This is a genomic window from Ensifer sp. 4252 (assembly GCF_050434565.1).
Classification (GTDB): Bacteria; Pseudomonadota; Alphaproteobacteria; order Rhizobiales; family Rhizobiaceae; genus Ensifer.
Window position 1 is genome coordinate 1 of sequence record NZ_JBNDIU010000052.1, and the last position, 14303, is coordinate 14303.

Genomic DNA, 14303 nt, shown 5'->3' on the forward strand with positions numbered 1-14303 from the left:
CGACAGCGTCTCAACATGATCGACCGAGGGCAGCCGCTTCTTCATGGCTGGAGGGAATCATGATTTGCCCAATCGGCGGAATCGGGGCCGGCGCTCTTTGGAGCCAAGCCCGCGCATTATGCACAACTAACTGAATTCCGTGTCGGGTTCGCAGAGAGAAGACGTTCTGTCGGCGCTTGCCACCCTTTCTGCCCCACGTACTACTAACCGGTATAAATTGGGTGGTCATGGCACTTTGATGAGCGTTTCGATGCGGATCGTACCATTGGGCGCAGACGTCGCGCTGATACTCGGGCAACGTTTCGCTAGCTTGGTGGTGAAAGGCACTACATACCGGGAATGAGATCGCCCAAATCAAGGGCAAACTTTTTCCACTCGGCTGACTTTAAGCCTTCATCTCGTTGTATAGCTATGACTGACCAACCATCGTACTTGGGCCTTGTAGCCACTTCCAAGAGCTTGAGAAGGGTGTCCTCGGTTGCCCAGCCAATGACGTCTTCAAGATCGTCAGCGCTACAGAAAACGACGGGTCGCATGTCGGACTCAATTATTCCTGGGTCCGCCTTCGCACGCTTTTTGGCATCCTCTACGGCCGCTTTCTGAAGATCGCCTGCCATCGCGAACCATGTATCCATCGTGAGCAGGACTGCGCAGGCTGAATCTGACACCTTTTGCTCGTTAAAAATTCCTCGTCGCGCGTGCGAGAAGAATTTCCAGAGTTGGAATATCCCTTTCGTCATTTGGTCATAGGCCGCCTTTGCAGATTCCATTGGGCTTTCCGCATACTGGGCCTGAAATGATAGCTTGGTTGCCTTGCACTCAAAGACGGCAACAATCTTACCGTCGTCTTTCACTAGAACGTCCGGAGTCTGCGCCTCGGATTTGTTAAAGCGGTAGGGTTGGGCTTCGAGGACTTCAAATCGGGGCATATGAGATTTTATCAACAACCGGGCATATTCCTCAAAGCGCTGGTTGGCGTCGTTAATCAACTCCTGACCATTGCCGACGATATCGAAGAAAAGTCCCGATGTAGCGCGGTACATTATGAGGTCGGGAAGGGGCGCGATTAGGTTTCGTCCTACGCGAACTATTGGAAACTCTCGCAGGACGCTCGGCTGGTAGATAGTTCGCGAAAGTTCTCTACCCCCGTTTTTCTCGAGAGCCTTTGTTCTCATCTCGCGCGCTTTCAGCCGCGCCACTTCTGGAGAAAGCGCCATAACTTTTAATGCCGCTTCGATCATAGCCGGGTTCAGGCTGTCAGAGATTGGTGTGAGCGGGAATGGATTGTTGTAGGTCACCCAGAAGAAGGCGAACGCGCACAGAACAAAATTTGTGATGGTGATGCCATGTTTAGCGGCGAAATGGTCAGCGCATTTCCCTTGTCCATAAACATAGAGAAAGCGGTAGGCATTCTGTGGTTTCACGAAACCACGCTGCCACGGAAACTGACGCTGCGCGATCCTGTGCAGTTCGAGCATGATGTTAGTTTCATCGAGTTGCATACCGGACTCAGCATCTTCCAGCGAACGAAGCAAGTTCACAGCTGGGACGATGTCTCGGAAGTCTCCACAAGCGAGTGCGGGTCGTTTGTTAGTCAGAACGATCTTGCGGCCCAGAAGAAGGCAGGTGACGAGCGTTTCCAAATCCCACTTATAAACGGCAAAACGGTCGTTGACGTCCGACGTTGCCGCCTTAGCTGGGAAACGGATATGGGAACTTGCTTGGGTAACGCGGTCGGATTGAAGCGCATCGACCGCCCAGATCAGACGGAGGAAATCAACGTCTTGCGCGCGGCCAAGATAGTCCCGCAACGCCCTGCGGGTATTATCTCTCTCCACCAAAGTCACGCGGAGAATTCCCGGTTCAAAAGCCGGATACGAGGGAAGGTCTGAGGATTACTCGGCATCATTAGCCGCCTTTTTCGCCGCCTTCGGCGGCAATTTGAGTGTCGCCCCACCCGGGCCGACACTCACCTCGGGCCCGAGCCCCATGACAGCGCCAAGGGCGGCAAGGGAGCTGACCTCTCCTTCACCTTTCCCGCCCGACTGGAAGAGGCCAGCGCAGGCGCCTTCAACCCACTTCTCGGGAAGCTGAGCGCCTTCTTTGTTGGTCATCTCCATGGCGGTTTCAATGACCCAACTCGCGCGATTGATGTCCATTCCATACCGCTGAAGCTCTTGCATCGTTCGAACTTCGCTGTCGTAAGATCGGCGCAGGAACGCGACCAGGTATGCGATGAAGCCCACCGCGACGCCCGACAACAGCAGGCCGCGAAGAGCGAGCATCCAAAGCAAAATTGAATTGTCCGGCAGTTTTGGTGCGAGAGTTTCGGGAACGATGCCAATGTCCGTCGCCCTATTTTCTGTCGGCTCCCCCACCCTACTGGTCTGCGCCGCCTGTTGTGATGCGGTAGACGTGCGCTCGATCACGGCAAGCAAGTCGGAGGCGAGTTGGCTTCGTTCTTGAGTGAGGGATACAAAGGACTGGAACGTGTAGAATGCCGCTCCGCCCGATAATATGGCGCCGCCAATGCAGATCCACATCAGAAAACTTAACTTCAGAAGCGACTGTTTCGAACTGGGAGGACGCAGCAGGAACCCTTGGACTTGAGTCGTAATATCCTCCCGCAGCTTGCGGCGCGCGAACATGTGGTCCGACTGGTCGAATTCTCTGATCTTCTCATCCAACGCAGCCTTCTCGGTGTTGATGCGTTCAAGCGACTCAGCTTGCCGCTTCCGGATTTCCTCTTCGGCTAGAAGCTGTCGGTCCTCGAATTTCTTCCGGCGCTCGGCGGCGTCTTCCTCGTAGCTGATACGAAGCTCTTCCGCGTTCTCCAACATGGTGTGATGAAGTTGGGCGAGCGAAGCGGTCTCGCGGTCGATGATGCCGAGGGTCCTCTCAGCTAGTCCCTTTGCATCGCCGGCCTTCGGGAAGGTCAAATGGCGGTGAAGAACCTCTTCCACGTCCAGCAATTGCGTAACATTTACCCGGCCGTTCGCCGGGTCGAACTTAATCACGTCGTGATAGGCAGGGTTGAGGCTGGGCAGAACATTGCCGCGATTCATGCTCACATTGAAGTTGTTTTCACCCGGATTGAAGGAAAACGAGTTTATAAGGAACGTCGGTCCCCTCTTATTTCGCAGCAGCTCGTGTTCACCCTCTCCCAGAGGCACACCGCCAAGATCAACGCTCGTATGTGAGGAACCGAATTTTTCCTTCAGCTCGGTCAGCATGTCGAGAATGGTTTTGTCCGGCGCTTTGGCAACATACAGGTCGGTCACGAGCAATATCCCCCAACAGATGACTGAAAGTACACTTGATGCTCGGCTGCTGGTAATTGTGGGCGGTTCTAAATCGGGCGTTGTGCACAGGATGTTGTCAGCGATGCTGTGCCGATGAAACCTGTGCCTCTGGGAAGACGCGCCTTGGCTCAACGGTGGCCCCGTATGGTTTTGCTGAACTCGCAAAGCCGTCCGTCGGAGCCAGTCCATTCCTCGGGAATACGATTAGAAATGGCAGGCTAGGGGTTCCTGCTTTTGGCTTATTTTTTCGGTGGTATGAACCCAGCACGCTGACCTGGTTCGGCCTCGGGACCGACGAACAACTGGACGTTCAGATCGTCCGCGAGTTCCTGGGGTGGTTCCTTGTTGTCGAGAACGATCACCTGAACGGAGGCGTCGGTCTTCGCTATGCTCTTCCAAAAACTGGGTTCGATCGAGGGAAGGATTCTATCCTTTTCCGCCGCCTCGACCGCCGGCTGGCCGCTGCGTTGCTTGACCGTGGTTAGTGGGGAATCTAAGACGACAAACCCCGGATGAGGCTTCCCATTCTTCGTGCAATAGCGGAGGATTGCGATAGTCAAAGCCGCATGCATAACAGCGCGGAATCCTTTTCCGTGCGATCGACGGAGCTTCCCGTTGACCTTGATGTCGTATCGATCCTCCTGGAATTCGACGCGGACGTCGTCCTTCCAGGACCACTCCTTGAGGACGCCTTCGATCTCCCGGCACAGGTCTGTCACCGCCATCGGATCCAGGCCCGCCCACGTCGATTTTGGGGCTGGCTCGGAAAGTTCCTGTTCAAGCTTTGCCTTCAGCTCGGCGAGACGCGTCGCCTCGAGCCGATCGGCGCGTGCCGTTTCAAGCTTAAGACGCTTCTGCACCAGTTCGTTCAGCGAGTTCCTAACTGTGGCGCGCGCCGGCGTTAGGACACTGTCAAGCTGACGATCGATGGTCTCCAGCGCGCGGGAGGCTCTTTCCTGCTGACCCCTCCAGTACACGTCGCGCTCGACCAAATCAGAGATCGTCGACTTCAGATCGGCCTGCAATCCTCGGATCTTAGCTGCTTCGGCGCTTGCCGAGGTATGGACCTCTTCCGCCTTGAAGCTGGCGTCAGCGTGACGATGATCTTCTCCGCCAAACGCCTGACCGCACATTGGGCAGACGCTTTCCTGAAGAGCGTCGTAGTAGTGAGAGGTTTCGGCAATGAAGTCGAGACGCTGGAGATCGGAGGCGTATCGCTCATCGAGGAGGCGATAGCGTGTGAGCAGTCCATCGACAGCGGCGATCTGGGTCTCGGATTTCAGAACGAGATGGTAGTTCTCGTTCCGGCTCTGGCGGAGACGAGACCGCTCGTCGGAATTGGCGGCCAGGGTGTCAGATAAGGACCCGATCGTGTTTTCCAGACGGTCTATGGACTCTTCCTCCTCGCTTTCGACACGATCTTTGAGGCGGTTGTTCAAGGGCACGAGCAGTTCGTCGATCAGATCGCGTTGGGCCTGCACCCGCGCCGAGACAATTTCGCGGGATTCTCGCTCAACGATCCCGCGGTCATCCTTCCCCGTGAGAATGTAGGAGAACATCCGCTTTTCTGGTGTCTGCGAGAACCCACCCCGAAGTATCGGTGAACCCTCGGTGATGATGGACTCCTCATCGACAAGAACGATTGGAAGCAAGGTCCGGATAGAAAGCCGTTGGGTGCTCCCATCGGCATTCTCCCGCACGAGCACATTCTCGGGTATTCCGAAAAATGGGAACACCTTAGAAGTAACGTCGGGCCCGATCGACTTACCCTGCCGCCTCCACAAGAGGTCTTCCACGTCTGCCGGGACGCCCGGCTGATCACCGGAACTGGCGCTTCTGATCTCCGCTAGAACATCTACGATGTTCCTGGGGTAGGCTCGCACGTTCCCGCCGGCGACGTGCCGTTCGAGAGTGAGCGACTTGCCGCTCTCGTTGGCGAATTCCAGCCAAGCCGTCGAGTATCCATTCGCTTCATCGATGACCTTGGACAGTTCTCTAGCGCCCAGTACGTAGTCGATCAGGCGAAGCAAGTAGCTTTTGCCAGTGTCGGAATCGCCCGTTACAACGTTCGGGCCGCGTCCGAAGCGGATGTATGCGTCTTCCAGGCCGTCTCCCGTCAGACGAATTTCGACTATTCTGGCCATTAAAGCTCGAGGTCCTTGATTGCCGACATGGTTTCGAATTCTGCCCCCCAAACGCCCACGCGATCGGTCATGAACTGCTGAAGTTCGGAATTGGAGTAGCTGTCGAATTCATTGGCCAGCCACACAGAACGTTCACGCAGTGCTTCTGCGTATGGCGTCCGAAGCAGATTGATGAAGGCCGTGGTCAGCTCGGTCCCAGCGAACAGAATGCCCTGATCGGTAAGGCGTTTCTCGATCAGTTCGCGGGAGAACATGAGTTGCAGTCCGGCCTGCACGACGTCGCGTTTGACGACCCACTCGTTCCCACGGTTCGGTACCGCAGGGTGAAGGCTGTCGTATACATCGGAAGCGTCGCCGGAATGCACCAGTAGGTAGTCGTAGCTGATCAGGCGCTGGACGTCGTAGCTGGAAGGCCTGCTCGCAGACAGGACGAACAAGAGACGGAAGCCGCACTCGAACGGGGTGTTGAAAAGACGCCCGCGGGGAAGCCTGGGCGGGTGCGGCTGACGGTCACTCATCGTCGCACCATGTGACTGCTCCAGAATTGGCGAGATGGTGGCAAACGCCTTCACGGTCGAGCGGAGACATGTGGTCTCTGAGAACGTGCCCGTCGATCTGCTGAAGCTGTGCGGCCTTCACTGTGGCGCTCAAGCGCTCGTAACCATTCGGCGTCGGCCCGGAAAATGTATAATAGAGACCGGTTTCGAAGCGTTCGAGCAGGTCGTCAAAATACTTCACGTCGTCCATCTGGTCGCGCGCCAGCTCCTTCAGGCCCTCGGCGCTGTAAAATGACGCGCGCGATCGCTTGAATAGAAGCGAGGACTTTTTGTGACCTTCGAAGTCGGATTCTTTCTGAACGTCCGTGCCCGTCAGTTCTCCGATGACGTCGTAAAGCTGCCGGACGTACCCTTGTTCCTTCGCGTCGATCACCGACGGAGGGAGTGTCGGCTTCGGGCGATCCACTAGCGGTGCACCGAAGACGAACTTGTGGTACTTAGTCTGAGCATGCTCGCTGAGGATCTCAAGAGGTTGCTTGACCCGGATGAGCGAAAAGTCGATGGCCCGGACGAATTTTAGAAAGTCGCCTTCCAACTCAATTTTCTTTTTCGAGACGATGCTGCCGGCGCAATGTTCGTCCCAGTTTTCGATTAGGTACGTGCCGAGTTTGTTGTGGTCAATTAAGTCCTGGAGGTCGTTCGTGACACCTTTTCGGGTCACGAACCAGTATCCCTTTGGAAGCGAGAAATCGCCTCGCCATACGAAATACAGCACCTTGCCGATCTCGGCGACTGCCTTCCCTTGGCCAAGTGCGGTGCTGTATCGCTTACACTGATACAGGTGCCAGTACCGGTCCGGAGAGCCAGGTTGACCGAACCAAACTACTATGTCGCGGCCCTTGTCACCTGAGCCGCCCCTCTGCTGGACATCAGTGACGTCTGGGACATTTTTCGCCAGGTAGTCGTCTGCCCACTCAAGAACGAAACGCTCGAAATCGTCCGCGCTGAACAGCGCCAGTCGATCGATCGGCTTAACCGGTAAACCGACGCCGGGAGAGAGTAGCCGTGCGTTTGCGCCCGGCCACTTGGTCGGCTTGTCGAGCGCTCTCAGTTCGTTGGCCAAGTTCGACTCTAGGAAAGAATTTCAACTTCAGGTGTTCTTACATGGTCCCAAAGGAACGGCAAGACGGCTACCTATCTCCGCGCTCTAAAGACCTGAAAAGTCTGGTAGGCGATCCAGAAGCTAACGGTGTCCCAGAACCTCGATGCCTTCACGGAAGACGCTAGAGCCCAACGCCCTGGACTTGAGCCATCCCCTCATTTCCTTCCTGCAGCAAACTCCGCAGGGAGCGACCTTGAACCTCTGGTTCATCCATCGGCAGGTCCATCGCCGGGCCTAGCATCGAGCCGTAGGCATGCTCCTCTCCCGAGAAGCTCCGGCTTACAACACCACGCATGACTGCGCCCCTTGCACCAAAAACGGGGGCGCCGCTCATCTTGCCTGGTACTCGGGCATTGAAATCGAAGCAGGGGCCAGGAGTTGAGACTTCCTTCGCAATGTGGTTCTGGGGGAACGTTTGTAGGATATTACCGGCAGTTACGAAGAGGTTCAGCCGAAAATCGTTATCAACAATCCGCCCCGTGGCTGGATTGATCTCAATGTCCGGCATTTCGGCATACCCGAGTGCGTATGCATCCTCCCCCGGCGTGAACGGGTTCAGAGACATGTTCAGCGGCTGATGAGCTTGGCCGCCCGGCATCCGGGGTATCTTACAAACTGCGACATCGGTGAGATGCTCCCATCGGTCATCTTCGTACAGCAGCGGACTTTGCTTCCAATCGCCCCAAGCCCACATTTTTTCGAAAGGAAAGAACCTAAATGCCTTTTGCAAATAACTCCCTCTGCCTTGCATCCAATAGGGTATAAAGACCCCGAAATTCAGATCGTCGCGATGCTGTACTACTCGGCCGACACGCACTGCCCCATAGCCCGCTTCCAAAGGATCAAGCAGCACATGTGCAGCTGTGATCAGGTAGCCTGTGCAGCTAATTATGGATGCAGTTCCTATGCATCGGATCGCGCTTTCACCTTCCAGCCACGCCACCACGGGAACGATGCTCTGCTGCATCAAGAATTCAGTGGTTCCAAAGAGGGAGAGAACGTCGTCAAATCGGCCATTCGGGCTGTTCGTCAAAACCTCGACGTTGCCCTGCAAAAGAAAATACCGCTGATCGTCCTCAGCCTTCGAGGCGAGGGTAAGCCCTTTAACGTTGTCTATGGACCACCGCCCGTCGGGGCGATTCACCCAAACCGATTTTAGTATCTGAAGGGGGAATTCAATCGCCATATTGCTGATCTCTACCGGGGATGATCTGAAAGATCGGGGGCTTCCGAACTAGTGGAACGCTCGGAACAACGCGTTCAACAGACCGTCCATCTCTGGAAACGCAGCTCGCAGTGCCATTGGGTCACCGCCCGCTTTCATGACATTGACGAAGTGGATGGTAGCCGCGTTCTTGTTTTCGAGTTCGCCCTGGTAGCGGTTGGCGGCCTTGTTCCAGCTCGACCAACGAATTGGTCGGAGATTTCCGTTTTCATCTGATAGAGCCTCTCGGCCGAGGAAAAGTTCGATCGAGCACGCCGAGCCGTTCACGTCCATATCCCTCAGGCCCTCTGGCCCCATTGTCGGATAGCTTCGTCCGATCTCCACATCAGGTAGGAGCATTGTCCGGATCGATGGGGGCAGCTTGGGCAGACGGTCCAAGATGACCGCTTGCTCCCAACCCGCCGCATCGTTGTCGAACAGCCCTATCGTCCGTTGTGCCATTCGCACTCCGGCGAAAGCCTTGATGGTTTTCGTCACCATCGATACGCCGCCTTCGATTTTGAACTCCTCGAAGTCGACGAATTCATACAAATCAGCAAACTCCGGATACATCGCTTTCAGGGCGCTCGACAAAATCTTGGTGTCAGAGGCCCCCTCAGTCAGTATCAGCACCGTGCCGGTGGGCTCGATAAAATCGAGGTCGAGATCGCTGGGTTGACGAGCAAGGTTGGCATGAAGCGTCAGGTCAGGATCGAAATCGTATATTGACGTGAAGTCAGTCCAAATCGCTTCGGGGTTGTAGACGTCGATCGCGATCGCCAAAGCGGCGAACATATCCGTGAAGCTGAACAGGTGGAGCCCACCCCACTTTATGGCTTGCTCTAGTCCTCCCCGTGATTCCCGCGCTTCCCATTCCTCGAATGAAAGGCCCTTCTGGGCAGCAATCTCCTGTTCAAATTCCGGAGAACGGCCAGCAAAGTGTTCTTCGGCGTGAGCGATATGACTGGCATATTCCCGTTCCCACAAGGCCCTGCACCTTTTTGCAGTATAGCCTTGAACCTCCATGCGACGGCGAACTTTCTCAGCTGGCGCGTAGAGGTAGTGAAGAACGGTATCTTCGTCATCATACCATTCGAGGGCTTTTTCCCGGACGATAGGATGGGCATCCGCAATCCTTCGTTTAAAGAGATCGTCATCTGAAAAGCATAGCGAACTGGCCATCTCCCAGTTCATGGCGAGTTCGTTGAATGCCTTTCCGTCCATGTAAAAGTCGCGTTCGTCGCTCACCGATCCCCACCCCAGCCCTCGAACTCCACGGCATAACATGACTGCCGGGGGGGGGCCGTTCCATCGCCGACGCCGAAAATCGCTGCAGTATCAGAGTAAAAGGGGCGATGCCAATGGCGAAAGCATAGCTGCAATTTGGATAGTGGCAGTAACAGGATTTATGAGAGGCATGGTATTGGAGCCGTCCGTAGGAGGGCCAACTCAACAGGGCCGTTCTCGGGCCGCTATCAGCAGCCGGAACCCGAGATCGAGCCCGTACCTGATAATTCTCAGGACCCGCTACTCTATAGAATGGTCGCCGGGGATCTCCATCAATCACCGGCTCCCTGCGAGCACGAATGATTTGGAGCTATGGTTCGATTCCTTTCAACGTGAGAGATGCGCAGTCGGCTTCTGCTGCGCCGAAAGAGTCGATCGTCTCTATCAGGTATCCGGCAACGATCGGTCTGCTGCCGGTCTTCCTGGCGCGCATCGGTAGAAAATATCCCGATATCGAGTTGCATATATCCAGCGGCTCGACCAACGACATCATCCGTGGGCTGGAGAACGGCCAGATCAATCTCGGCTTCATCCGCCCGGTCGAAAACATCGGCTCGCTCCGGTTTTATTCGATCGCGCATGAGCGCTACCTTCTGGCGGTGGAGAAGAACAGCGCGCTGCTTGCTAGAGGCGAGATCGGTATCGAGGATCTGAAGGGTGAGAAGACCATCTCGTTCTCACGCCAGAACCTCTCTTTCACTAAGCGCTATTTCACCGAAAAGTTCGAGGAGCACGATCTGTCGAAGAACGTTGCCTACACATGCGACGACACCTTCTCGCTGGTGTCACTTGTATCGGCCGGTCTTGGCATCGGCTTTGCGCCGGAATGGACGCTGGATCTTCCCAACCGCAATTTCGAGCTCAGGAAGGTGCAAGGGGTGTCGACTTCCGGATCGGACTTGGGGTCGCCTGGAGTAAGGATGACCCAACCGCCGCCAGAGACGACATCATCGATATCGCTCGGTCGCTGGTCAGGCAGGGCAGGTGAGAGCGCTTGTGCTCGACGGCTGGGCGCGGGTGGTCGCTCCTGTTGCGATCCCTCGGTCAAGCGGAGCGGTTTGCCGGGCCTAGGCTTCCCGGATCCCGGCCGTTTGCCGTCGCGCGATGCTGATCCTCCGAGACGAGGCTTTTAACCGGTCAAACCGCGCGCGAACAGGCTCTGGCAGCGTTGCTGCCGGCGCTTGGTACGCTCGTTTAGCTCGTGTCCCGGCGCTATAACGGGGTGCAATGCTCGTCACCTCCAACCGCAGTGTCGGAGAGTGGGGGACGGTGTTTGGCGATCCCGTCGTGGCAACTGCTATCCTCGATCGGTTGCTGAACCACAGCCACGTCATCACAATCCGTGGCGACAGCTGCAGACTACCGAGGAAAGCGCCGTAAACGCTCGATCCTTGACAACGGCGGAAGTGCGTGCTACGTTCATTATGCAATAAAAGTTATCGCATTGTAATAATAACTGCAACGCCAGCGACATAATGGCGAACGCTCGATTTGGTTCACGGCAATCGCACTACGCCCCGCTCTACAAGAGGATCTAGATGCAGCGAGCAAGAGATCAACTGAGTGGCCTGTCTGCCTCTGTCGCTGCCTGTCGCTCAAATGATCGAGTTCGTTGACGTCGCGAGCGAGCTCATCGCACAGGCGGGAGGGCGACATCCTCGAACGCTTAAGATCGTCGGCAAGAGAGGTCTGCATATCCAGCCCGAACAGATGGCTCCGTACCTGACCGATCGGCGGCAGCGCCGATCTGGCACGGCGCATGCTGTCAGATCTCCCGCCAGTACGGCAGAGGTGGCGGCTGTCGTCGCCTTATGCGCGGCAGACGGTCAGCCGATCTTCCCGTTACGGCCGAGCGCAGGAGTTGTCGCAACACTTCGTGAAGATCCAATGGACCTCGACATGATCGGTGCTCCGGACCTCTGCGTGCACACTACTTATTAACACGCAATATCTCATGGCGGTAAAATCGAATGTCAGCTCACCCACAGCTTCTATACCTCACCGATGTAGACGTCACGGCACTCGATCTTGATGTTCGTAGTGTGCGACAGGCTATCAAAGATACTTTCAGGCTATACGCTGTCAAAAAGGTGCGCTGCGAGCCCAAGAGCTCGATCTTCCTCGATGAGGGGCATGCGTTCCAGAGTTTGGCCGCAGTGGACACCGAACGAGGCTGTGCGGCGTTGAAATGGGTGGGGATGGTCCCCCGCGGTGGCGCCACAGCTGTCAATATCAACGCGAGCATTCTCCTCTCCGATGCTCCGAGCGGACAGCTGCGCTGCCTCATGGACGCTCGGCATGCGACGGCTTTACGAACCGCCGGCATGACGGCCGTCGCCGCAGATTTCCTTGCATCTAAAGACAGCGAGGCCATTGGTTTCGTGGGCGCGGGCATCCAGGCCGAGGGGCATCTTGCGGCCTTGGCCGACCTGTTGCCCTTCCTACGAAATGTCTACGTGAACAGTGGACCCGGCCCCATAAGCGCGGGCTTCGCAGAGCGTTGCCGGGCATTGGGATTTGAGCCCATCGAGAAGAGTGTTCGGGAGGTCGTATCGCAGAGCGACGTCGTCGTCACGACAGTCCCGCTTAGGCGGAATTTCGAGCCCTTCATTGATGCAGCCTGGATCCGCCCAGGCGCCTTCGTCGCTGCCATTGACTTGGGTCGTCCGTGGATACACGCGGGGCTGAAACAGCTAGACCTTACAGTAGTCGATGAGGAAACGATGAAGCATTACGCCAAGCCTGGAAATTTCGTTCCGTCCCTCGATCATGCGGGCGCAACGCTGGTCGATTTGGTCGGCGGCCGTCATAAAGGTCGCAAAGGACCACAGGAACGGGTCATGCTTTTCAGCAGCGGATCGGCGGTAGCAGATCTTGCGATTGCGATGCTGATACACGAGCGTGCGCTGGCCAAGGGGATCGGGATGCCGCTTCCCCAATGAAAGAGCATGCTTGTAGTCATCTCTCCCAAGGTGCGCACGTAGGGCTGGCGTCATACCGCGGGCATGGCAGATCGACGCTCTGAAAAACCGTCAATCTGCCATCGCCCTCTGACCCAATAATTCGTGGCAATCGGCTCTACCCAAGGAAGGAACGCGAGAACAATGACGAAAGAAACGCTCGTCGTCGGTGCCGGAATTATTGGAGTGTGCAGTGCGATCCATCTTCAAATGCGGGGCCGCCAGGTCGTCCTCGTTGATCGAACTACACCGGGGAAAGCGACATCCTACGGCAATGCGGGTTTGATCGAGAACAAGCTCGTGCCGTACGGGTTTCCTCAGAAGATCGGCATGTTGCTGCGATACGCGCTCAACAATCAGATCGATGTTCGCTATCAGCTTAGCGGACTCCTAAAGCAAATGGATTTCATGGCGCGCTATTGGTGGCACTCCAAGCCTAAGCGATATCGTGCTGTTGTCGAAACTTATTTGCCGCTATTCGCACATCTGCACGCCGAGCATAGCAACCTCATCCACGCCGCGAAGGCAGAGCATCTTGTTCAGAAGAACGGCTGGGTGAAGCTCTTTCGAACAGCCCGCAAAAGAGATGCCGAGTTCAAAGAGGCAGAACGATGGAGCGGTCTTGTTGGCCTCGAGTATAATGCCCTTGATGCAGCCGCCATTCGCTCAATCGAGCCACATTTGCACGGTGCCTTCAGTGGCGCAGTGCATTGGGTCGATCCGTGGTCGGTACTTGACCCGCATGCGCTTACGACGGCGTATTACAACTACTTCAGGAGCATTGGCGGCAGGTTTGTCATAGGCAACGCAACGTCGCTTGCCCACTCTGGTTCGGGGTGGAGAATTCGCACCGACGATGGCCCGATCGAAGGGGAGGAGGCGCTATTGGCGCTTGGTCCTTGGACAGATACAGTTACGCGCCGGCTAGGTTATAAATACCCTCTTGGCACAAAGCGCGGTTATCATATGCATTACTCGGCGGCGGGCGATGCAGTTCTTAACAATTGGGTTCTCGACGCTGAAGCAGGTTATTTTCTTGCCCCCATGTCGCGTGGCATACGCCTGACGACAGGCGTAGAGTTTGCATTGCGAGACAAGCCAAAATCGCCGATACAGTTGGATCGTGCTGAGGCGGCCGCGCGAAAGATCTTTCCGATCGAACATAGGCTCGATCCAGAACCCTGGATGGGCTCGAGGCCCTGCACGCCGGACATGAAACCGATTATTGGTCGATCGCCGCACCATGACAATCTGTGGTTCTCGTTTGGACATGCCCATTCCGGGTTGACACTAAGCGCGCTAAGCGGACGGCTTATTGGGGAGATGATGACCGGAGAGAAACCCCTCCTTGATGAAACCCCCTTTTCGCCGTCGCGATTCAAAGCTTGACGCCGGCGCTGATTTCTTGGGGGCAGGAAGGTAGCTTGATTGATAGCCTGAGCCATCAACCCAATACGATTATCGCAATTGATTTTCTCGTCGCTCTCTCGAATCCAGATTTGCCTTCAATCGAATTCCTTCGAAGCCAAGATGCAGACAAAAAATCTCTAGACAAAAATCTCTGTGATGCTTGCCTCTTGGATTAGCGACAGGTTCCCGCCTCAGGCGTTGAGGAAGAGAGCGTTCGCAGATCGGGGGGCTATTCAACTCTTATACGGCACCTCACTGACTTCGACTCACGGGCTTCCCAAACTGCGATGAATCTGAATCTCTGGTGCAAACCGGAGGTTTTGCGATGGGTTCAGCG

The 14303-nt window shown here is 56.0% G+C and carries 9 protein-coding genes and 2 pseudogenes; 4 read left to right on the top strand and 7 right to left on the bottom strand.

Annotated features, from left to right (window positions below):
* Positions 1-326: 326 nt before the first annotated feature.
* The 7 genes from ABIE33_RS35460 to ABIE33_RS35490 form a co-directional block, all read right to left on the bottom strand.
* Positions 327-1847 carry a hypothetical protein gene (locus ABIE33_RS35460; RefSeq protein ID WP_429133758.1) on the bottom strand — a complete coding sequence of 507 codons (1521 nt, stop codon included), beginning with the start codon at positions 1845-1847 and terminating at the stop codon, positions 327-329.
* A 48-nt stretch (positions 1848-1895) separates the two neighbouring features.
* The gene (locus tag ABIE33_RS35465) at positions 1896-3281 is read right to left on the bottom strand and encodes a hypothetical protein (protein WP_429133760.1); all 1386 of its coding nucleotides are present in this window, start codon (positions 3279-3281) and stop codon (positions 1896-1898) included.
* Between the two features lie 260 nt (positions 3282-3541).
* Positions 3542-5446: a hypothetical protein gene (locus ABIE33_RS35470; protein ID WP_429133762.1), complete on the bottom strand. Its 1905-nt coding sequence runs from the start codon at positions 5444-5446 to the stop codon at positions 3542-3544.
* Positions 5446-5964 carry an ABC-three component system middle component 2 gene (locus ABIE33_RS35475; protein WP_429133763.1) on the bottom strand — a complete coding sequence of 173 codons (519 nt, stop codon included), beginning with the start codon at positions 5962-5964 and terminating at the stop codon, positions 5446-5448. The genes ABIE33_RS35470 and ABIE33_RS35475 overlap by 1 nt, the downstream gene beginning before the upstream one ends.
* Positions 5957-7066 (bottom strand): ABC-three component system protein, encoded by a 1110-nt coding sequence (locus ABIE33_RS35480; protein ID WP_429133765.1) that lies wholly within the window; start codon positions 7064-7066, stop codon positions 5957-5959. Before ABIE33_RS35480 ends, ABIE33_RS35475 begins: the two co-directional genes overlap by 8 nt.
* A 160-nt stretch (positions 7067-7226) precedes the next feature.
* A complete protein-coding gene (locus ABIE33_RS35485) occupies positions 7227-8291 on the bottom strand; it encodes a trypsin-like peptidase domain-containing protein (protein ID WP_429133767.1) in 1065 nt (354 codons plus the stop codon).
* 48 nt (positions 8292-8339) lie between these two features.
* Positions 8340-9557, bottom strand: a complete 1218-nt coding sequence (locus ABIE33_RS35490; RefSeq protein WP_429133768.1) for a hypothetical protein — start codon at positions 9555-9557, stop codon at positions 8340-8342.
* 338 nt (positions 9558-9895) lie between these two features.
* On the opposite strand from ABIE33_RS35490, the pseudogene ABIE33_RS35495 reads away from it, so the two are divergent.
* From ABIE33_RS35495 to ABIE33_RS35510, 4 genes and pseudogenes are all read left to right on the top strand, one after another.
* Positions 9896-10584 (top strand): annotated as a pseudogene (locus tag ABIE33_RS35495) (LysR family substrate-binding domain-containing protein).
* 210 nt (positions 10585-10794) lie between these two features.
* Positions 10795-10976 (top strand): annotated as a pseudogene (locus ABIE33_RS35500) (ATP-binding protein); the annotation flags it as partial.
* 590 nt (positions 10977-11566) lie between these two features.
* On the top strand, positions 11567-12538 hold the full coding sequence (locus ABIE33_RS35505) for an ornithine cyclodeaminase family protein (protein ID WP_429133769.1): 972 nt from the start codon (positions 11567-11569) through the stop codon (positions 12536-12538).
* Positions 12539-12700: 162 nt separating this feature from the next.
* Positions 12701-13945: an NAD(P)/FAD-dependent oxidoreductase gene (locus tag ABIE33_RS35510; RefSeq protein WP_429133771.1), complete on the top strand. Its 1245-nt coding sequence runs from the start codon at positions 12701-12703 to the stop codon at positions 13943-13945.
* The last annotated feature ends 358 nt before the right edge of the window (positions 13946-14303 follow it).